The sequence below is a fragment of the Mycobacterium sp. E183 genome (genome assembly GCF_001667735.1).
GTDB lineage: Bacteria > Actinomycetota > Actinomycetes > Mycobacteriales > Mycobacteriaceae > Mycobacterium.
On record NZ_LZJN01000204.1, the window covers coordinates 1 to 20,427 of the forward strand.

Below are 20,427 nucleotides of genomic sequence, written 5' to 3' on the forward strand. Positions count from 1 at the left end.
CTCCTCCATCTCCGGCCTCACCGGTTCGCGGTGGCTGGCCCACTACACCGCCACCAGCGGCTACCTGGACGCCCTGGCGTACGCGCGGCACGTGATGGGATTGTCGGCGACGACGGTCAACTGGGGACTGTGGAAATCCCTGTCCGACGCCGAGCACCAATTCGGCCAGGTCAGCATGGGTTCGGGGCTGGTGCCCATGAACGACGAGGTCGCCATCGGCGCTGTGCCGCGCACGGTGTGGAGGTTGGTGCGGAAGGTGATGGTGTCGTCGGTATCGCGTTGCAGGGTGCCGGCGCTGACGTATTTGCTTCCGTGCTGGGCGGTGTGCAGGGTGTCGAGTATGGCTTGGGTGAGCAGGGGGTGTGCGCTGATTTCGATGAAGGTGTGGTGGTCGGTGCCGGCGTGGGCGATGGCTTGGTGGAAGTGGACGGGGTTGCGCATGTTGGTGGCCCAGTGGTCGGCGTCGAAGACCGGGCGGGTGTCGAGGTCGGGGTAGGTGGTGGAGATGATCGGGATGCGTGGCGGTTGGGGGGTCAGGTCGGCCAGTTCCGCGCGCATCGGGGGTTGCAGGGGGTCCATGGCCGGGTTGTGCGGGGAGACTTCGATGTTGACCCGGCTGGCGAACCGGTTGTGGGCGCGGACCTCGGCGATGAGCTGATCGATCTGGTCGGTGGGTCCGGCGATGACGGTTTGGCGGGGGGAGTTGTAGATGCCCAGGGTGATTTCGGGGTGCTCGGCGATCAGCGCCTCGGTGGCGGGCGCGTCGAGCTCCAGCAGGGCCATGCCTCCGTGCCCGGACAGCGGGGCCATCAACCGCGATCGCGTCGCGGTCACCCGCAATCCCTGGGCGGGCGTGAGCGCACCGGCCACCACGGCGGCGGCGACTTCGCCCATGGAGTGGCCGATGACCAGGTCGGGGGTGATGCCGTGGGCGCGCCACAGCGCGGTCAGCGCCAGCTGCATGCCGATCAGGCCCAGCTGGATCTGTTCGATGCCGACCAGTTCGCTGCCGGTGGCGATCACCTCGCGCAGCGAAAACCCGGCCTGGGCAACGAAATCGGGCTCCAACTCGTCGACCGCCGCGGCGAAGGCCGGCTCGTCGGCCAGCAGCAGGCGGCCCATGCCGGCCCACTGCGACCCGCGCCCGGAGTAGACGAACACCGTGCCCGGCCCGACCGCGCCCTCGCGGGGCAACACCACCCCGGGGGCGTGCTGGCCACCCCCCAGTGCCCGCAGCCCGGCCACCGCCTGGGCGCGGTCGCGGGCGACCACCGTGCCAAATCGCGCCTGCCGGGCCCGGTGATGGTTGAGCGTGTGCGCCACATCGCCGAGGGCGACCCCGGCCCCGCCACCCTGCATCCACTCGGCCAGCACCGACGCCGTCGCCGCCACCCGCCGCGCCGTCTTACCCGACACCACCAACGTCGACACCCCCGGATCGGCGTCTGGCCGAACCGCCGGGGCGACGTCCTGGCCCTGCTCGATCACCACGTGCGCGTTCGTCCCGCCGAATCCGAACGAGGACACACCGGCCCGGCGCGGGTGCTCGCGGGCCGGCCAACTGGTTTGCGTCCGAACGACTTTCATCCGCAACTCGTCGAACGGGATGTGCGGGTTCGGGCTTTCGAAGCGCTGGTTCGGCGGGATCTGGCCGCGCTGCACCGCGAGCACCGCCTTGATGAAGCCCGCGATGCCCGCAGCCGCCTCCGTGTGGCCGAGATTCGTCTTGATCGCGCCGATTAGCAGGGGGGCGTCCTCGGGACGTCCGCGGCCGAGCACCGTGCCGAGTGCTCGTGCTTCGATGGGGTCACCCAATAGTGTTCCGGTGCCGTGTGTTTCGACGTAGTCGACGTCGCTGGGCTGCATCCCCGCGTTGCTGTAGGCGGCCCGCAGGACGGCCATCTGCGCCGCGGGGTTGGGGGCCATCAGCCCGTTGGACCGCCCGTCCTGGTTGATCGCCGAGCCGCAGATCACGGCCAGTACCCGGTCGCCATCCCGCTGCGCGTCGGTCAGCCGCTTGAGCACGACCACGCCCGCGCCCTCGCCGCGGACGAACCCGTCCGCCGCTGCGTCGAACGCGCGGCACTTACCCGTCGGCGATAGGGCGCCCACCTGGTCGAAGCCGCGAAACACCGCCGGTGACAACAACAGATTCACGCCGGCGGCGATCGCCAACTGGGAATCTTCGGTCCGAAGGCTCTGGCAGGCCAGGTGGATGGCCACCAACGACGACGAGCACGCCGTGTCGACCGCCACCGAGGGGCCGCGCAGGTCGAGGAAATACGAGAGGCGGTTCGCGATGATGCTCATCGCTCCGCCGGTGTTGCTCCAGCCGTCCACCCCGCAGAAGTCGTTCGAGGCGATGGCCCCGTATTCGCTCAGGCATGCACCGGCGAAGACCCCGGTCTGTGACCGGCGCAACGAGCTTGGCGGAATTCCCGCATGTTCCAACGCTTCCCAGGCGACTTCCAGCAGCAGGCGTTGCTGGGGGTCCATCTTGTCGGCTTCGCTCGGGGAGATCTCGAAGAACTCGGCGTCGAAGGCATCGACGTCCGGCAGGAACGATCCCCAGCGCGTCGTCCGGGCGAGCGCCGCCGCCACGTCGGGTGAGCCGGACTCGAACGGCTGCCACCGTTCCGGCGGCACCTGACCGATCGAGCAACCGCGCTCGCAGAGGAATTTCCATAACGCCTCGGGCCCGGCAATGCCGGGGAATCGGCACCCCATTCCGATGACGGCGATCGGCTCGTCGAGTGAGTTACGAGCCGGGCGCTTGAGTGTGGCGTCCGGCTCCGGCTCGGACTCGGGCGCGGTGAGGTAGGCGGCCAGAGCGTTGATGGTCGGGTTTTGCCAGAAATCGACGGGGGATACCTTCTTGCCCAACAACTCTGACAGTTCGCCGGAGAGCACCACCACCTCGCGGGAACTAACGCCGAGGTCGGCCAACGACAGGTTGGGATCGACTTCGTCAGGGGTGCAACCGATGTTGGTCACCAAGTAGTCCACTAACCAGTGGCGGAGGTCGTCTTCGCCACCGATGCCTGACGTCATACCGTCACGTCCAGCCTTATGAATCCGTCGCTTTGGTAGCGCTCGACGCATGCCGAGCGCCGAACCTTACCGCTGGTGGTGATCGGGATGGATCCCGGTGACACCAGAACGAGGTCGGCGATGCGCACGCTGTGCGACTTCGAGATCGCCGACGTGACTTCGCGTTTCACCGAACGCAGGCGCAGCAGTGCCTCTTCCTCGGACGCTCCGCGCCCCTTCAGCTCGATGATTGCGACCAGTTGCTCGGTGATGTCGTCCGGCACCGAGATGGCCGCGACCCGGCCGCCGGTGATCTCCTGGATGGTTGCCTCGATGTCGTCGGGATAATGATTGCGCCCGTCGACTATGAGCAGGTCCTTGATGCGGCCCATGATGAACATCTCGCCGTCGGCGATGACGCCCAGGTCGCCCGTCCGCAACCATGGACCCTTCGGACAGCCCGGAGCCGGGTTGACCAGTTCGGCCTGGAAAACGCGTGCCGTCTGTTCCGGCTTTCGCCAGTAGCCCAGGGCCACGTGGTCGCCGCGCACCCAGATCTCCCCGACCGTGCCCGCGGGGCTCTCGGTCATCGTCTCGGAGTTGACGATTCGCACGGCGGCGGGATCGGGTGAGCCATAACTGATGAGCTCAGTGCCGACCATCCCCTCGGTCCCGCACGGTCGGGCCCGGCCGGCGGTCAAGTGCTCATAGTCGAGCCGGACCGTCTTGAGCATGGTGCCGGGTTCGGGACCCGCCACGTACAGGGTCGCTTCGGCGAGGCCATAGCAGGGCCGGACCGTCGTCGGGCGCAGGTTGAAGGGGGCGAAGCGGTCGGTGAAGCGCTTGACGGTGGCCACGTGGATTCGTTCGCTGCCGCTGACGATCGTCTGCACTTCGCCGAGGTCGAGTCCCGCCATGTCGTCATCCGATGTCCGGCGCACCGCCAGTTCGAAAGCGAAATTGGGTGCCGCGGAAAAGCACTGACCATTGGTGGCAAGCATTTTCATCCAACGGGCCGGGCGTTGCAGGAACGCCATCGGACTCATCAGCACAGCGCTGCGGTTTGTCACCAGCGGCGCACAAACTCCCAGAATCAGCCCCATGTCGTGGAACAAGGGCAGCCACGACACCAGAGAAAGGTTTGCCGGGAGGTTTTCCGGTTCACCGAAGAAGGCGTACATACATTGCGTCACATTGGTGACGACATTCTTGTGCGACACGATCACGCCGGCCGGTGTGCGCGTAGAACCGGACGTGTATTGCAGATAGCCCGCACCCGACGCGAACTGCTGAGCGGGCGGCAGCTCGCGAGTGGATTCCAGGTCCAGCAGGTCGACTTCGATGACTAGTGGCGCGGGGTGGCCGTCCTGGCCGCAGGCGTACTTGTTGACGTCGCTGACCACGGCCGACGTGGTGAGAATGGCGGCCGGATTACAATCCCGCAGTACGGAGGAGATCCGGTCGTCGTGGACCCCGTAGAGCGGTGTGGACAGCGGAACGGCGATGAACCCGGCCTGTAGCGCGCCGAAGAAGGCCGCGACGTATTCCAGTCCCTGCGGCGCGAGGATGGCCACACGATCTCCGGGCGAGCCGCAGAGTGACAGCTCGTCAGCAATGATGCGGGCGCGGCGGTAAACCTGGGCCCAGGTAAGGCGCTCGGCAAACCCGGCGGGGTCTTGCTCGTAGTCGATGAACGTGAAGGCGGTTGCGCCGGGCCGCCGCTCGGCTCGCTCCTGCAGCAAACCGGGGATGGACGTGTCGGTAACCGGCATTTGTGGCCCTTCCAGTTCGCTGACGCCGTTCGTGACGTGCACGCATCTCGCGTGCGGCGCGAAGAGTGGCTTCCCCGGTTACCGACAACCACTCTTGTGAAGCAACCTAAGCATTCTTTGCGGACGAGACCCTCCGATTTACAAAATCAAAAAGAGAATGTAGCCCACACCACAGTGGCGTGTCGGGGCTGCGCTCCTGCCGAGATCTGTCTGGCGGATCTTGCACGATATATATGTAGTACGCGCCCGTGGCGTATGGTGCACCTGTTATACGAGTGACAAATAGTGATCAGACGGGTGAGGGCGACTCGGTTTGCACCGGGCGACAGGCTTGGGTCCGTTGTAGTCCCAGCGCCCGGTTTTGACAACCCCTGGCAGTGCTGATATCCGCGGCGGGATGCGACGCCGGCTCGTGTCCTGACCGAACGGCGGGTACCCAGCGGCCGGCCCCGCCGGCATCCCCGGCCGCGGGGAGTCGCCGCCGGCAAACTCACGGGCGAATCGGCAGCAGGGCCGCAGGCGGTCGGCCCGATCCGCTGACTGGCCTGCGGCCACCCGCGCAGCTATCTACTCGTGCACCGGTCGAGGACCGCTTCCTCGATGTCTTTTGCGAGCTCTGGCAAATTGTTGTTCAGGTAGAAGTGGTCGCCGGGAAACACCCGAATGCGGAAATCGTCGGTAGTGCGATCGCACCAGGCCAGCATGTTCTCCTCGGCCACGATGATGTCGTTGTCCCCGACGAACGCGTAGATCGGACACGACACCTTGACTGCCGGCGGGTGGGTATAGCCCGCGATCGCCCGGACGCTTTGCAGCGTGGGCAGGATCGTCAGGGCGAATTCATCGTTGGCAAGCAGCTCGGGGTTGGTGTCGGTCACCTGGGCGACGACGTTGAGGATGTCGCGGTCGGAGCCCTGCAGCTCCTTGTAGCGGATGTGGCCGGGCGCCGCACTCGACGACACGAACAGGGCGGAGACCGGTTGCCCGGCGGACTGGAACCTCAGTGCCACCTCGAAGGCCATCAGGCCGCCCATGCTGTGGCCGAAGAAGGCCAGCGGTGCATCGGCCGGCGCGGAAGGCGCCATCATCGAATAGATTTCGTCCGCGAGCGCGGGAATGCTCGGCAGCTGGGTCAGGCCCTTGGCGCGCCCGGGATATTGGACGGCGACGCGTCTTACATCCGCAGAGAATGCCTTGGCGAATGGAACGTAATAGCTCGCCGATCCGCCCGCATGCGGGAATATATAAAGCGTCGGCGCGGGCTGTCGCGCGTTGCCGCTATCCGGGTCCGTGGGCCTGTTCACCGCGCCACCCTATCCCGAGGTGATTCGCCGCTCGCCGGTATCGCCACGGCGATATTCGCCCGCCTCGTCGGCCTGCGCGGCGCCGGCGCAGAAGTGCTGGAACAATCGAGCTTGTGATCCGATTGTCGCCCGATTTCTGGCGCTTTTCGCCTCGAATTTCCCGCGTGCCGGGGAGCGTGGGCGCCGCGACGCCGGGTGGCCGCGGGCAGCTGCCCGGGCGGATGGGGCCGGGGCGGTCAAATGTCCGACACACCGGCCCGCCACCGCTGTCACAAGGGCAACACCAGGCACACTGGTAACAACAGGATTTTGCAGACGCCAGGAGGATATGGCCGTGTACCGAGTCTTTGAAGCGCTCGACGAACTGAGCGCCATCGTTGAAGAAGCGCGCGGCGTTCCGATGACGGCCGGCTGCGTGGTGCCCCGCGGTGACGTGCTGGAACTGATCGACGACATCAAGGATGCGATCCCCGGCGAGCTTGACGACGCCCAGGACGTCCTCGACGCGCGTGACTCGATGTTGCAGGACGCCAAGTCGCACGCCGAATCCATGGTGTCCTCGGCGACCACCGAGTCGGAGTCGATGCTCAACCACGCCCGCGCGGAGGCCGACCGGCTGTTGTCGGACGCAAAATCGCAGGCCGACCGCATGGTGAGCGAGGCGCGCCAGCACAGCGAGCGGATGGTCGGTGAGGCGCGCGAGGAGGCGATGCGCATCGCCACCGCGGCGAAACGCGAGTACGAGGCCAGCGTCGGCCGCGCCCAGGCCGAGGCCGACCGGCTGCTGGAGAACGGCAACATCTCCTACGAGAAGGCCGTTCAAGAGGGCATCAAGGAGCAACAGCGCCTGGTGTCGCAGAACAGCGTGGTAGAGGCCGCCAACGCCGAGGCCACCCGTCTGATCGACTCGGCGCACGCCGAGGCCGACCGGCTGCGCGGTGAATGCGACATCTACGTCGACAACAAGCTCGCCGAGTTCGAGGAATTCCTCAATGGCACGCTGCGCTCCGTCGGGCGCGGACGTCACCAGCTCCGGACGGCGGCGGGCACGCACGACTACGCGGTGCGCTGACGCCTGCGGGAGGCCGTGCCCTGGCATTATGCGGCGCGCGCCGTAGGATTTCTCCTATGACGCGGCAGCACAGCACCACCTCCCAGCGCCGTCTGAGCTCGCCGATGTCGATCGACATCACCAAGCTTGGGCGACGCCCGGGAGCAATGGTGACTTTGCGCAAGAGCGTGCCCAGCCCGTCGCGCATCGGGCTGGACATGATCGCCATCGCACAGGACGCGCCGTTGGATCTGGACCTGCAGATTCAGTCCGTCTCCGAGGGCGTCTTGGTGACCGGGACGGTGGACGCCCCCACGGTCGGCGAATGCTCCCGGTGCCTGACCCCGGTCAACGGTCGGGTGCAGGTCAGCCTGACCGAGCTGTTCGCCTATCCCGACAGCACGACGGAGGCGACCACCGAGGAGGACGAGGTCGGTCACATCGTCGACGACACCGTCGACCTCGAGCAGTCGATCGTCGACGCCGTGGGGCTGGAGCTGCCGTTCGCGCCCCTGTGCACGCCCGACTGCCCCGGGCTGTGTCCTGAATGCGGGATCGCGCTCGCGGCCGAGCCCGGCCATCGGCACGACCGCATCGACCCGCGGTGGGCCAAGCTGGCCGGCCTGTTTCCCGAGCCCGACGCGCCGCGGGGTGAGCAATGACGGCACGCCAGGAACTGCTCGACGCGCTCGGGGTCGAGCTCCCCGACGAGCTGCTCTCGCTGGCGTTGACGCATCGCAGCTATGCCTACGAGCACGGCGGCCTGCCCACCAACGAACGTCTGGAATTTCTCGGCGACGCCGTGCTGGGTCTGACCATCACCGACGAGCTCTACCACCGCCACCCCGACCGCTCGGAGGGCGACCTGGCCAAGCTGCGGGCCAGCGTCGTCAACACCCAGGCACTGGCCGACGTCGCCCGCAAGCTGTCCCCGGACGGCCTGGGCGTTCACCTGTTTCTCGGGCGCGGGGAGGCCAACACCGGCGGCGCCGACAAGTCGAGCATTCTGGCCGACGGGATGGAATCGCTGCTGGGCGCCATCTATCTGCAGCACGGGATCGACACCGCGCGCGAGGTCATCCTGCGGCTGTTCGGCGGGCTGCTGGACGCCGCGCCCACGCTGGGGGCCGGGCTGGATTGGAAAACCAGCCTGCAGGAGCTGACCGCCGCTCGCGGCATGGGCGCGCCGTCCTACGTCGTCACCTCCACCGGCCCGGACCACGACAAGGAGTTCACCGCGGTCGTCGTCGTGATGGACACCGAGTACGGGTCCGGGGTGGGGCGCTCCAAGAAGGAGGCCGAGCAGAAGGCCGCGGCGGCCACCTGGAAAGCGCTCGACGAGCTGGACCCGGCCGACAAGACGTCCGTCTAGATCGATGGTGATGACCCGCTTCGCCCGGCTTCGCCGCGCTTGCGATCATCACTAGGGCCGGTGGTGATGACCCGCTTCGCCCAGCTTCGCCGCGCTTGCGATCATCACTTGGGCCGGTGGTGATGACCCGCTTCGCCCGGCTTCGCCGCGCTTGCGATCATCACTAGGTGCCCGAGCTACCCGAAGTCGAGGTGGTGCGCCGCGGCTTGCAGGCCTGGGTCGTCGGCAAAACGATCACGGCCGTTCGGGTGCATCACCCGCGCGCGGTGCGCCGCCACGAGGCCGGCCCCGCCGACCTCACCGCCCGGCTGCTCGACGCGCGCATAACCGGCACCGATCGGCGCGGCAAGTACCTGTGGCTGCTGCTCGACGGCCCGGGGGACCCGGACACGGCCCTGGTGGTGCACCTCGGCATGAGCGGGCAGATGCTGCTGGGGCAGGTGCCGCGCGCCGACCACGTGCGCATCTCGGCCCTGCTCGACGACGGGACCGTGCTGAGCTTCGCCGACCAACGCACCTTCGGCGGCTGGATGCTCGCCGACCTGGTGAGCGTCGACGGCAGCGCCGTTCCGGCGCCCGTCGCACACCTGGCCCGCGACCCGCTGGACCCGCTTTTCGACCGCGACGCCGTCGTGAACGTCTTGCGGCGCAAGCACTCCGAGATCAAGCGGCAGCTCCTGGATCAGACCGTCGTGTCGGGCATCGGCAACATCTACGCCGACGAGGCGCTATGGCGCGCGAAGGTCAACGGGGCCCGGATCGCGGCGACCTTGAGCCGCCGCCGCCTGGGCGCAATCCTGGACGCGGCGGCGGACGTGATGCGCGACGCGCTGGCCCAGGGCGGAACGTCGTTCGACTCGCTGTACATCAACGTCAACGGCGAATCCGGCTACTTCGACCGGTCGCTGGACGCATACGGCCGCGAAGGGCAGAACTGCCGGCGCTGCGGCGCGGTGATACGCCGGGAGAAGTTCATGAACCGGTCGTCGTTCTACTGCCCGAGATGTCAGCCGCGCCCCCGCCTTTGAGCGTGCGAGCAGGGCTTTGAGTGTGCGCCCACGGCGGCGACACGCCGACGGACGTCACCCGGGGCGCACACTCGATGGGCGCCGGCCCGACGTTTGCAAGAAAGGTGAGGTTATCCTCACCTCGCGTCGTTATCCTGGGTGGCATGGTGAACCGATGGAGTCGGGTCGGCTAGTGCGGAGCTCACTTCGTGGATCGGGTTCGCCGACCGTGCTGGCTCAGCTCGCGCCGGGCCAGCGGGCGACCATCCTGGGCGTGGCGCCGGCGGCGTCTCCCGTGGTGGCGGGGCGACTGCGGCAGCTTGGCTTCCGGCCGGCGTCGGACGTCGAGGTCATCCGGCGTGCGCCGATGGGCGACCCGACCATCTACCGCGTCCAAGACACCGAGCTGTGCCTGCGCCGCCGCGAGGCGCGGCTGATCCAAGTCGACCCGGGGAGCGTCGCATGACGTCCTGCCACGAGGAAGGCGCCGCGGTCGCGGTTGCCGGTGCGGCGCGGGTCGCGCTGGTGGGCAGCCCCAACGCGGGCAAGACGTCGGTGTTCAACCACCTCACCGGGCTACGCGCCAAGACCGGCAACTATCCGGGCGTCACCGTGGGTCGCAGGGTCGGCATCGCGAAGATGGACGGCGTCGAGATCGCCGTCGAGGATCTGCCCGGCACCTACAGCTTGCAGCCCATCAGCCCGGACGAACAGGTAGTGGCCGACCTGCTGGCCGGCAACGTCGCCGAAGCCGGCCGTCCCGACGCGATCGTGCTGGTGGCCGACGCCACCACGCTGCACCGCTCGATCACGCTGGTGGCCCAGGTGATGCGGCTCGACGTCCCGTGCCTGTTGGCGCTGACCATGACCGACGAGTTGACCGCGCGCGGCGGCCGCATCGACATCGGCGCCTTGTCGACGGCGCTGGGCATCCCGGTGCTCCCGGTCATCGCGCACCGCGGCGGGGGCATCGACAGCCTGCGCGCCCAACTGGTGTCCTTCGACCGGTGGCAGCGTCCCCCGATCCTGCCGCCGGGTGACGACGACGCCGTCGACGCCTGGGGCAAGTCGGTGCTGCGTGCCGCCGAATACGTTGCGCCGCAGCCGGATCAGCGCACGCGCGGCATCGACAGGATCGTGCTGCACCCGCTGTGGGGAACCGTCATCTTCTTCGCGGTGATGTTCTGCTTCTTCCAGGTCGTCTTCACCGTCGCCGCGCCCCTGCAGGACCGCGTCAGCCAGGGCCTCGGCTGGCTCGGCACGCTGGTCAGCGACCACGTCGGCAACTATGTGGTGCGGGGTCTGCTCGGCCAGGGACTCATCGGCGGCGTGGGGACGGTGCTCCAGTTCATCCCGCAGATCGTGTTGCTGTTCTTGCTGATCGCGCTGCTGGAGAACGTCGGCTACATGGCGCGGGCGGCATTCCTGATGGACCGGGTGATGGCCACGACGGGTCTGGAGGGTCGCGCCTTCGTCGCGATGCTCTCGTCGTTCGCCTGCGCCATCCCGGGGATCATGGCCACCCGGACGCTGCCGTCGTCGCGCGACCGGATCGCCACCATCATCACGGCGCCGTTGATGACCTGCTCCGCCCGGCTCCCCGTCTTCACCCTGCTGGTGGGGCTGCTGGTCTCGCCGCAGACCCAGTGGTGGGGGTTCAGCGCGCAGGGTGTGGCGATGTTCTTGCTGTATCTGTGTGGGGGCACCTCGGCCCTGATCGCGGCGTCGTTGTTCAAGTCGACGATCCTGCGCAGCGATCTGCTCCCGTTCACGATGGAGCTGCCCCCGTATCGTTTCCCATCGCCCAAAAACGTGCTCATCACCATGTGGGATTCGGCGAAGGTGTTCCTGCGCAAGGCCGGAACCATCATCCTGGGCACCTCGGTGGTGCTCTGGGTGCTGCTCAATCTTCCGGCGCGCCAAGCGGAGACCGCGCACATGTCGCCGACGGAGACCACCGCCTACGTGATGGACCACAGCTACGCCGCCGACGTCGGAAAGGCGATCGGGCCGGTGTTCAAGCCGCTCGGTTTCGATTGGCACATCAACGTCGCCCTGCTCGGTTCCTTCTCGGCGCGTGAGGTTTTCGTGTCCACCCTCGGTCAGGTGTCGGCGGCGACGAGTCCCGACGACCCGCATGAGGCCCTGGTCACGATGGCCGACGACGACGGCCACAAGGTGTTCACCGCCCCTACCGTCATCGCGCTGATGGTGTACTTCATCTTCGCGCTGCAGTGCATGTCCACCGTCGCGGTGATGCGCCGCGAGACCAACTCGTGGCGGTGGCCCGCGTTCGCGTGGTCCTACATGTTCGTCCTCGCCTGGACGATGGCGTTTGCGGCCCGCTCGATCGCGGTCGGAGTGGGCGCATGATTCCGATCCACGCCACCGCGACCGCGGACCCGCGTCAGCTGCGCTGGGTGGTCCCGCCCGACCGGCTGCCGGCGCGCGGCGCGGTCAGGGGCGCCCCCGGCCGGCTGGGCGCCCTGCTGGGCAGCGGGGTGATCACCGAGCTCGTGGTGGGCGCCGGGGACATCCTGATCACGATCGGCGCCGGCAGCAGCTGGCGTGAACTGGGAGACGACGTCCGCGAGGCGCTCGGCGAGGCGCTGCTGGACCCTCAGGGCTGGACGGTCGACGAGTCGTCCGGCCCCGATCTGGAATCCGTTGCCGCGGAACTGCTTGCCGGGCCCGTCGCCGCGCTTGCCGCCTCGCACGGCGGGTCGATCGAGCTGGTCTCGGTGGCCGGCCACACCGTCACGGTCCGGATGGTCGGCGCGTGTGACGGATGCCCGGCCGCGTCGTCTACGCTGCGGGACGTCTTCGAGCGCGAGCTGCGGCAGCGGGTCGGCCAGCAGGTGGTTGTCTCCTGCGAAAACAATTCGGCCGCAATATCATTCGGTAAGAAGCTGCTCTCGCTGATCGTCCGCTAGGGCTTGTCGATTCCAGTGTGCGCTCAGGGCTTTGAGTGTGCGACCCGGGCGGCGACACGCCGGTCGTGATCGCCATGTACGCACACGCGACGCGGCCTCAGGGCACTGCCCGGTAGAAATGAGCCATGACCGAACTCTGGGTGGAGCGCACGGGATCGCGCCGTTACACCGGACACAGCTCGCGCGGTGCGCGGGTACTCGTCGGGTCCGAAGACGTCGACGGCGTGTTCACCCCCGGCGAGCTGCTGAAGATCGCGCTCGCCGCGTGCAGCGGGATGTCCAGCGACCAGCCGCTCGCCCGCCGGCTCGGCGATGACTACCACGCGGTGGTCAGGGTGTCCGGGGACGCCGACCGCGAACGCGAGGTGTATCCGCTCCTGGAAGAGACGCTCGAGCTGGACCTGTCCGGGCTGACGGCGGAGGAGAAGGAGCGGCTGCTGGCGGTGGTCGACCGGGCCATCGACCTGGTCTGCACCGTCGGGCGCACGCTCAAGGCCGGTACGCAGGTCAACTTCAAGGTCGCCGATGTCGGAACCTGACGTCCGGCTGACCGCCTGGGTGCACGGGAAGGTCCAGGGCGTCGGCTTCCGCTGGTGGACGCGCAGCCGGGCGCTCGAGTTGGGGCTCACCGGCTACGCGGCCAACCAGGCCGACGGCCGCGTGCTGGTGGTCGCCCAGGGGCCGCGCGAGGCCGGTGAGCAACTGCTGGCGCTGCTGGAAGGCGGCCAGGCGTGGCCGGCCAGGCCCGGCCGCGTCGACAAGGTGGTCGCCGACTGGTCGCAGCCGCGGGAACGCTTCGAGGGGTTCGTCGAGCGCTGACGCAACCTCCCGGAGCGTGACAGAAGTGGCCACTGTGACCAGTGCGGCAAGGCGTGAACAACGGCCGCATTTCCCGCCTCCCGACACCCCTCGGTGCGGCCGAGCCGGGCGATCCGAGCGGTAGTCTGGCTCGCCGTGTACCTCAAGAGTCTGACGCTGAAGGGCTTCAAGTCCTTCGCTTCGCCGACGACTCTGCGCTTCGAGCCGGGCATCACCGCGGTCGTCGGGCCCAACGGTTCCGGCAAGTCCAACGTCGTCGACGCCCTGGCCTGGGTGATGGGGGAGCAGGGGGCGAAGACGCTGCGCGGCGGCAAGATGGAAGACGTCATCTTCGCCGGCACCTCGTCGCGGGCCCCGCTCGGCCGCGCCGAAGTCACCGTCACCATCGACAACTCCGACAACGCGCTGCCGATCGAATACTCCGAGGTGTCGATCACCCGGCGCATGTTCCGCGACGGCGCCAGCGAATACGAAATCAACGGCGCCAGTTGCCGTTTGATGGACGTACAGGAACTGCTGAGCGACTCCGGGATCGGCCGTGAGATGCACGTCATCGTCGGCCAGGGCAAGCTCGACGAGATCCTGCAGTCGCGACCGGAAGACCGTCGCGCCTTCATCGAAGAGGCCGCCGGGGTGCTCAAGCACCGCAAGCGCAAGGAAAAGGCCCTCCGCAAACTCGACGCGATGTCGGCCAACCTGGCCCGCCTCACCGACCTCACCACCGAGCTGCGCCGCCAGCTCAAACCGCTGGGCCGCCAGGCCGAGGTGGCCCGCCGCGCCCAGACCATCCAGGCCGACCTGCGCGACGCCCGGTTGCGCCTGGCCGCCGACGACCTGGTCAACCGGCAGACCGAGCGCGACGCCATCTTCGAAGCGGAAGCCGCGATCCGCCGCGAGCACGACGAGGCCGCCGCCCGCCTCGCCGTGGCTTCCGAGGAGCTCACCGCGCACGAGGCGGCCGTCGCCGAACTCTCGCAGCGGGCCGAATCGGTGCAGCACACCTGGTTCGGGCTCTCCGCGCTGGCCGAACGGGTGGCCGCGACGGTCCGCATCGCCAGCGAACGCGCGCATCATCTGGACGTGGAGCCGGCGCCGCCCAGCGACACCGACCCCGACGCGTTGGAGGCCGAGGCCGAGCGGGTCGCCGTCGCCGAGCGGCAATTGCTGGCCGAACTCGCCGAGACACGCACCCGGCTCGATGCCGCGCGCGCCGAGCTGGGCGAGCGCGAGCGCGAGGCCGCCGAGGCCGATCGGGCCCACCTGGCGGCGGTGCGGGCCGAGGCGGACCGGCGCGAAGGCCTGGCGCGGCTGGCCGGTCAGGTCGAGACCATGCGTGCGCGCGTCGAATCCATCGACGACAGCGTCGCCCGGCTGTCCGAGCGCATCGAACAGGCCGCCGCCCGCGCGCAGCAGTCCAAGGCGGAGTTCGAAACCGTGCAGGGCCGCGTCGGCGAGCTCGACCAGGGCGAGGTGGGCCTCGACGAGCACCACGAGCGCACTGTGGCCGCCCTGCGGTTGGCCGACGCGCGCGTCGCCGAACTGCAGGCCGCCGAGCGCGACGCAGAACGCCGGGTGGCCTCGCTGCGGGCCCGCATCGACGCGCTGGCGGTCGGGCTGGAGCGCAAGGACGGCGCGGCCTGGCTGACCGAAAACCACGCCGGGACAGGGCTTTTCGGGCCGATCGCCAAGCTGGTCAAGGTCCGCTCCGGCTACGAGGCGGCGCTGGCCGCGGTGCTGGGATCGGCGGCCGACGCCCTGGCCGCCGAGAGCTTCGGCGCGGCCCGGTCCGCGGTCGCCGCGCTCAAGCAAGCGGACGGCGGACGGGCGGCGCTGGTGCTCGGCGATTGGCCCGCCGAGGACGCCGCGGCGCGCGACGCGCTGCCCGGATCCGCCCTGTGGGCGCTGGACCTGATCGAGGCGCCCGCGCGGCTGCGCGGCGCCATCACGGCGATGCTCTCGGGCGTCGCGGTGGTCGACGACCTGGATCAGGCGCTCGAGCTGGTGGCGGCGCGTCCGCGGTTGCGTGCGGTCACGCTCGACGGTGACCTGGTGGGCGCCGGCTGGGTGAGCGGGGGCTCCGACCGCAAGCTGTCCACGCTCGAGGTGACCTCGGAAATCGATAAGGCCGGCAGCGAGCTGACCACCGCGGAATCGCAGGTCGCCCAGCTGACCGCGGCGCTGTCCGGCGCGCTGACCGAGCAGGCCGCCCGCCAGGACTCCGCCGAGCAGGCGTTGGCCGCGCTCAACGAATCCGACACCGCGATCTCGGCGATGTACGAGCAGCTGGGCCGGCTCGGGCAGGAAGCCCGCACCACCGAAGACGAGTGGACCAGGTTGTTGCGGCAGCGCGAGGAGCTCGAGACCGGCCGCGCGCAGACCGTCCAAGAAGTCACGGAACTGGAAAACCGGCTGCGCAACGCGCAAGAGACGCAACACGTTCAGGCCGAAGAGCCCAACCATGCCGAGGTCCGCCAGCGGATCGCCGCCGCCGCAGAGGCGGCCCGCAGCGCGGAGGTGGAGGCCCGGCTGGCGGTGCGCACCGCCGAGGAGCGGGCCAACGCGGTGCGCGGGCGAGCGGATTCCCTGCGCCGCGCCGCGGCCGCGGAACGCGAGGCGCGGCTGCGAGCCCAACAGGCGCGCGAGGCTCGGTTGCGCGCGGCCGCGGTGGCCGCGGCGGTGGCCGACGCCGGACGCCTGCTGGCGCAGCGACTGGACCTGGTGGTCGGGGCGGCATCGAAGATCCGCGACGCGCTGGCGGCCGAACGCCAGGGCCGGGCGACGGCGATGGCGGCAGTGCGCGACGAGGTGAACGCGCTCAGCGCCCGGGTCGCCACGCTCACCGACTCGCTGCACCGCGACGAGGTGGCCAACGCGCAGGCCGCGATGCGTATCGAGCAGCTCGAGCAGATGGTGCTCGAGCAGTTCGGAATGGCGCCCGCCGACCTGATCGCCGAGTACGGGCCGGACGTGTCGCTGCCGCCCACCGAGCTGGAGATGGCCGAGTTCGAGCAGGCCCGCGAACGCGGTGAGCAGGTGGTCGCCCCGGCGCCGATGCCGTACGACCGGCCCACCCAGGAGCGGCGGGCCAAACGCGCCGAGCGGGAGCTCGCGGAGCTGGGCCGGGTCAATCCGCTGGCGCTCGAGGAGTTTGCCGCGCTGGAGGAGCGCTACAACTTCCTGTCCACCCAGCTTGAGGACGTAAAGGCGGCCCGCAAGGATCTGCTGGACGTCGTCGCCGACGTGGACGCCCGCATCCTGCAGGTGTTCAGCGACGCGTTCGTCGACGTGGAACGCGAATTCCGGGAAGTCTTCACCGTGCTGTTCCCCGGCGGCGAGGGGCGGCTGCGGCTGACCGATCCCGACGACATGCTCACCACCGGCATCGAGGTCGAGGCGCGCCCGCCCGGCAAGAAGATCACCCGGTTGTCTTTGCTGTCCGGTGGCGAGAAGGCGCTGACCGCGGTCGCGATGCTGGTGGCCATTTTCCGCGCCCGCCCCTCGCCGTTCTACATCATGGACGAGGTGGAAGCGGCGCTCGACGACACCAACCTGCGCCGCCTGATCAGCCTCTTCGAGCTGCTCCGGGCGCGCTCGCAGCTGATCATCATCACGCACCAGAAGCCCACGATGGAGGTCGCCGACGCCCTGTACGGCGTGACCATGCAGGGCGACGGCATCACCGCGGTGATCTCGCAGCGGATGCGCGGGCAGCAGGTCGAGCAGCTGGTGTCCAGCTCCTCCTAGCCCTAGCGCGGGTGCCCAACCGGGTACTGACGGCGGAGTTTCGGCGATTTCTGCGCCCAGGACGCACGCTCGACGCCCGGGACGCACACCCGATGCCCCCTGAGCGCCGGCCCGCTTGAAACAATGTCAGCGTGTCGCAAGGTCTTTGGATCGCCATCGCGGTCGTCGCCGTCCTGGTTGTCATCGCCGCGCTGGTCCTGGGCCTGGTGCGCTACCGCCGCCGGCGGATCAGCTTCACGGCCAAGCCGGAGCCCGGCGCGATCGACCGGTCGGGCGGCTACACCGCGTCGTCCGGCATCACCTTCAGCCAAACGACCCAGGCCGACCGGCTCGACACCACCGGCCTGCCCGCGGTGGGCGACGACGCCACCATTCCCCGCGACGCGCCGCGGCGCACGATCTCCGAGGTCGAACTCCCGGAGCCGGAGGCCCCGGAAACGATCGCCCCGCCGCCGGTAGCGCCCCCCGAGCCGCCGCCGGCGGCCCCCGAGGTGCCCGAGGCCCCCGAGATCGAGGCCATCGCGCCGCCGGAGGGCCGGCTGGAGCGGCTGCGCGGCCGGCTGGCCCGCTCGCAGAACGCGCTGGGGCGCAGCGTGCTGGGCCTGATCGGCGGCGGCGACCTCGACGAGGACGCCTGGCAGGACGTCGAGGACACCCTTCTGGTCGCCGACCTGGGCCCGGTGGTCACCGATTCGGTGATGACGCAGCTGCGCGCCCGCCTGGCCGGCAGCGACGTGCGCTCCGAGGCCGACGCGAAGGCCGTCCTGCGCGACGTGCTCATCCGCGAGCTGCACCCCGAAATGGACCGCTCGATCCGCGCCCTGCCGCACGCCGACCACCCGTCGGTGCTGCTGGTCGTCGGAGTGAACGGCACCGGAAAGACCACCACCGTCGGCAAGCTGGCGCGGGTCTTGGTGGCCGACGGACGCCGCGTCGTGCTGGGCGCCGCCGACACCTTCCGGGCCGCCGCGGCCGACCAGCTGCAGACCTGGGCCTCCCGGGTGGGCGCGGAGGTGGTGCGCGGGCCCGAAGGCGCCGACCCCGCATCGGTGGCTTTCGACGCCGTCGACAAGGGCATCGCCGCAGGCGCCGACGTGGTGCTCATCGACACCGCCGGCCGGCTGCACACCAAGGTCGGGCTGATGGACGAACTCGACAAGGTCAAGCGCGTGGTTACACGACGCGCCGCCGTCGACGAGGTGCTGCTGGTGCTCGACGCCACCATCGGACAGAACGGGTTGGCCCAGGCGCGGGTGTTCGCCGACGTCGTCGAGATCACGGGCGCCGTGCTGACCAAGCTGGACGGAACGGCCAAGGGCGGCATCGTATTCCGCGTCCAACAGGAACTCGGCGTGCCGGTGAAGCTTGTCGGGCTCGGGGAGGGGCCCGACGACCTGGCGCCGTTCGAGCCGGGCGCTTTCGTCGACGCGCTGCTCGGCTGAAACCGCTTACACGGCGAGCGGGACGTTAATACCGCCGAAACACAGTGGCCCCATTGCGGAAACAACCATTGCGCAAGGTTCTGGATCAGGTCACAGGCGTCGCCTGACGGCCATTCATGTCCTGACCGGAGGTGAGCGAGTGGCATTCCCGCAATTGGGCCAACCCGATACCGGCGATACCGCCTGGATGTTGGCGAGTTCCGCGCTTGTGCTGTTGATGACGCCGGGCCTTGCGTTCTTCTACGGCGGCATGGTGCGCACCAGAAGCGTGCTCAACATGATCATGATGAGCATCAGCGCGATGGGCGTCGTGACAGTGCTCTGGGTGCTCTACGGCTACTCGATGTCGTTCGGTGACGACAGGGGCGGAGTCGTGGGCAACCCGACCGATTATTGGGGCCTGGCAAAGCTTATCGGCGGCAACGCCGTCAAGGCGGACCCGAGCAAGGGCGTCACGCAGGTGGACATCCCGCTGGCAGGCACCATGCCCGCGACCGTCTTCGTGGCCTTCCAGCTGATGTTCGCGATCATCACCGTCGCGCTGATCTCGGGTGCGGTCGCCGACCGGCTCAAGTTCACCGCCTGGCTGGTGTTCTCCGGACTGTGGGCGACGCTGGTCTACTTCCCCGTCGCGCACTGGGTGTTCGCGGCGGACGGCTTCGCGTCCGAGCACGGCGGCTGGATCAACAACAAGCTGCACGCCATCGACTTCGCCGGAGGGACCGCGGTCCATATCAACTCCGGTGTGGCGGGCCTTGCGCTGGCGATCGTGCTGGGCAAGCGCAAGGGCTGGCCCACGACGCTGTTCCGTCCGCACAACCTGCCGTTCGTGATGCTCGGCGCCGGCTTGCTGTGGTTCGGCTGGTTCGGGTTCAACGCCGGTTCGGCGACCAGCTCGAACGGCTCCGCCGGTGCGACCTTCATGACCACCACCGTCGCCACGGCCACGGCCATGCTGGCCTGGCTGCTTACCGAGCGCATCCGTGACGGGAAGCCCACGACGCTGGGAGCGGCGTCGGGCATCGTGGCGGGCCTGGTGGCCATCACACCGTCCTGCTCGTCCGTCAACGTGCTGGGCGCCATCGTCGTCGGCCTGGTGGCCGGCGTGGTGTGCGCGCTGGCGGTCGGGCTGAAGTTCAAGCTGGGCTTCGACGACTCGCTCGACGTGGTCGGGGTGCACATGATCGGCGGTCTGACGGGCACGCTGCTGGTGGGGCTGCTCGCCGCGCCGGAGAGCACCGCCATCAACGGCGTCACCGGGGTGTCCAAGGGGCTGTTCTACGGCGGCGGCTGGTCACAGCTGGAAAGGCAGGCGGTCGGCGCCTTCGCGGTTCTGTTCTACTCCGGCATCGTCACCCTGATCCTGGCTTTGATCCTGAAGTACACGATCGGGCTGCGTGTCCCCGCCGAAGAAGAATCAACGGGCATCGACGAGTCCGAGCACGCGGAGAGCGCGTACGATTTCGGAACGATCGGTGGGCAAGGATCCGTCCTCCCGGCGGCGCGCGTTCCCGTCGATGACCGCAACGGGCTGGAGGAGGATCGAGTGGGCGACAAGGTGGAGGCAGAGCAGGCATGAAGCTAGTCACCGCAATCGTGAAGCCGTTCACCCTCGATGACGTGAAGACCAGCCTCGAGGAAGCGGGCGTCCTGGGGATGACGGTCAGCGAAATCCAGGGGTACGGGCGGCAGAAGGGCCACACCGAGGTTTACCGGGGTGCTGAGTACTCGGTGGATTTCGTGCCGAAGGTGCGAATCGAGGTGGTGATCGACGATTCCCTGGTGGACAAGGTCGTGGACAGCATCGTCCGGGCGGCGCGCACCGGCAAGATCGGTGACGGCAAGGTCTGGGTCACCCCCGTGGAAACCATTGTGCGAGTGCGCACGGGTGAACGCGGAACCGATGCCCTCTGAACGCAGTCGCACATCGTTGAACCAGGCCGGACGGGCCGG

At 68.9% G+C, this 20,427-nt stretch carries 15 protein-coding genes and 1 pseudogene; 13 read left to right on the forward strand and 3 right to left on the reverse strand.

The annotated features are described in order from the left end of the window. Positions 1-177: 177 nt before the first annotated feature. The 3 genes and pseudogenes from A5691_RS24650 to A5691_RS24660 form a co-directional block, all read right to left on the reverse strand. Positions 178-3,051, reverse strand: a pseudogene (locus A5691_RS24650) (acyltransferase domain-containing protein); the annotation flags it as partial. After that, entirely contained in the window at positions 3,048-4,802 is a 1,755-nt protein-coding gene (gene fadD26, locus A5691_RS24655) for a long-chain-fatty-acid--AMP ligase FAAL26/FadD26 (RefSeq protein ID WP_068016001.1), read from the reverse strand. The gene fadD26 and the pseudogene A5691_RS24650, both read right to left, overlap by 4 nt. Positions 4,803-5,365: 563 nt before the next feature. Continuing rightward, the gene (locus tag A5691_RS24660; protein ID WP_067889514.1) at positions 5,366-6,106 is read right to left on the reverse strand and encodes a thioesterase II family protein; all 741 of its coding nucleotides are present in this window, start codon (positions 6,104-6,106) and stop codon (positions 5,366-5,368) included. Positions 6,107-6,440: 334 nt separating this feature from the next. Between A5691_RS24660 and sepIVA the strand changes: the two genes are divergently transcribed. From sepIVA to A5691_RS24725, 13 genes are all read left to right on the forward strand, one after another. Beyond that, positions 6,441-7,178, forward strand: a complete 738-nt coding sequence (gene sepIVA / locus A5691_RS24665) for a cell division protein SepIVA (RefSeq protein ID WP_055405516.1) — start codon at positions 6,441-6,443, stop codon at positions 7,176-7,178. Positions 7,179-7,234: 56 nt separating this feature from the next. Continuing rightward, positions 7,235-7,819: a DUF177 domain-containing protein gene (locus A5691_RS24670; RefSeq protein ID WP_197499236.1), complete on the forward strand. Its 585-nt coding sequence runs from the start codon at positions 7,235-7,237 to the stop codon at positions 7,817-7,819. Next, positions 7,816-8,529: a ribonuclease III gene (gene rnc, locus A5691_RS24675; RefSeq protein ID WP_067889512.1), complete on the forward strand. Its 714-nt coding sequence runs from the start codon at positions 7,816-7,818 to the stop codon at positions 8,527-8,529. Before A5691_RS24670 ends, rnc begins: the two co-directional genes overlap by 4 nt. Before the next feature lie 167 nt (positions 8,530-8,696). After that, a complete protein-coding gene (gene mutM / locus A5691_RS24680) occupies positions 8,697-9,557 on the forward strand; it encodes a DNA-formamidopyrimidine glycosylase (RefSeq protein ID WP_067748200.1) in 861 nt (286 codons plus the stop codon). Between the two features lie 208 nt (positions 9,558-9,765). After that, positions 9,766-10,002 (forward strand): FeoA family protein, encoded by a 237-nt coding sequence (locus tag A5691_RS24685; protein ID WP_067748198.1) that lies wholly within the window; start codon positions 9,766-9,768, stop codon positions 10,000-10,002. Continuing rightward, positions 9,999-11,909, forward strand: a complete 1,911-nt coding sequence (locus A5691_RS24690; RefSeq protein WP_067889506.1) for a ferrous iron transporter B — start codon at positions 9,999-10,001, stop codon at positions 11,907-11,909. Before A5691_RS24685 ends, A5691_RS24690 begins: the two co-directional genes overlap by 4 nt. Continuing rightward, a complete protein-coding gene (locus A5691_RS24695; RefSeq protein ID WP_067889504.1) occupies positions 11,906-12,469 on the forward strand; it encodes a NifU family protein in 564 nt (187 codons plus the stop codon). The genes A5691_RS24690 and A5691_RS24695 overlap by 4 nt, the downstream gene beginning before the upstream one ends. A 125-nt stretch (positions 12,470-12,594) precedes the next feature. Beyond that, positions 12,595-13,008: an OsmC family protein gene (locus A5691_RS24700; protein ID WP_067748193.1), complete on the forward strand. Its 414-nt coding sequence runs from the start codon at positions 12,595-12,597 to the stop codon at positions 13,006-13,008. Beyond that, on the forward strand, positions 12,995-13,288 hold the full coding sequence (locus A5691_RS24705; RefSeq protein WP_067748192.1) for an acylphosphatase: 294 nt from the start codon (positions 12,995-12,997) through the stop codon (positions 13,286-13,288). Before A5691_RS24700 ends, A5691_RS24705 begins: the two co-directional genes overlap by 14 nt. 135 nt (positions 13,289-13,423) lie before the next feature. Further along, a complete protein-coding gene (gene smc, locus A5691_RS24710; protein ID WP_068015999.1) occupies positions 13,424-17,032 on the forward strand; it encodes a chromosome segregation protein SMC in 3,609 nt (1,202 codons plus the stop codon). A 131-nt stretch (positions 17,033-17,163) separates the two neighbouring features. Then, positions 17,164-18,474: a signal recognition particle-docking protein FtsY gene (gene ftsY / locus A5691_RS24715; protein WP_067748189.1), complete on the forward strand. Its 1,311-nt coding sequence runs from the start codon at positions 17,164-17,166 to the stop codon at positions 18,472-18,474. Positions 18,475-18,661: 187 nt separating this feature from the next. Next, positions 18,662-20,053, forward strand: a complete 1,392-nt coding sequence (locus A5691_RS24720) for an ammonium transporter (protein ID WP_067748186.1) — start codon at positions 18,662-18,664, stop codon at positions 20,051-20,053. Then, the gene (locus A5691_RS24725) at positions 20,050-20,388 is read left to right on the forward strand and encodes a P-II family nitrogen regulator (protein WP_067748184.1); all 339 of its coding nucleotides are present in this window, start codon (positions 20,050-20,052) and stop codon (positions 20,386-20,388) included. Before A5691_RS24720 ends, A5691_RS24725 begins: the two co-directional genes overlap by 4 nt. Positions 20,389-20,427 lie beyond the last annotated feature (39 nt).

What these genes read in the sequence shown, in the direction of transcription:
- A5691_RS24700 (WP_067748193.1), top strand. Translation starts at nt 12,595, where the DNA reads ATGACCGAACTCTGGGTGGAGCGCACGGGATCGCGCCGTTACACCGGA.
- A5691_RS24695 (WP_067889504.1), top strand. Translation starts at nt 11,906, where the DNA reads ATGATTCCGATCCACGCCACCGCGACCGCGGACCCGCGTCAGCTGCGC.
- fadD26 (WP_068016001.1), bottom strand. Translation starts at nt 4,802, where the DNA reads ATGCCGGTTACCGACACGTCCATCCCCGGTTTGCTGCAGGAGCGAGCC.
- A5691_RS24705 (WP_067748192.1), top strand. Translation starts at nt 12,995, where the DNA reads ATGTCGGAACCTGACGTCCGGCTGACCGCCTGGGTGCACGGGAAGGTC.
- A5691_RS24670 (WP_197499236.1), top strand. Translation starts at nt 7,235, where the DNA reads ATGACGCGGCAGCACAGCACCACCTCCCAGCGCCGTCTGAGCTCGCCG.
- A5691_RS24720 (WP_067748186.1), top strand. Translation starts at nt 18,662, where the DNA reads ATGTTGGCGAGTTCCGCGCTTGTGCTGTTGATGACGCCGGGCCTTGCG.
- A5691_RS24690 (WP_067889506.1), top strand. Translation starts at nt 9,999, where the DNA reads ATGACGTCCTGCCACGAGGAAGGCGCCGCGGTCGCGGTTGCCGGTGCG.
- A5691_RS24725 (WP_067748184.1), top strand. Translation starts at nt 20,050, where the DNA reads ATGAAGCTAGTCACCGCAATCGTGAAGCCGTTCACCCTCGATGACGTG.
- rnc (WP_067889512.1), top strand. Translation starts at nt 7,816, where the DNA reads ATGACGGCACGCCAGGAACTGCTCGACGCGCTCGGGGTCGAGCTCCCC.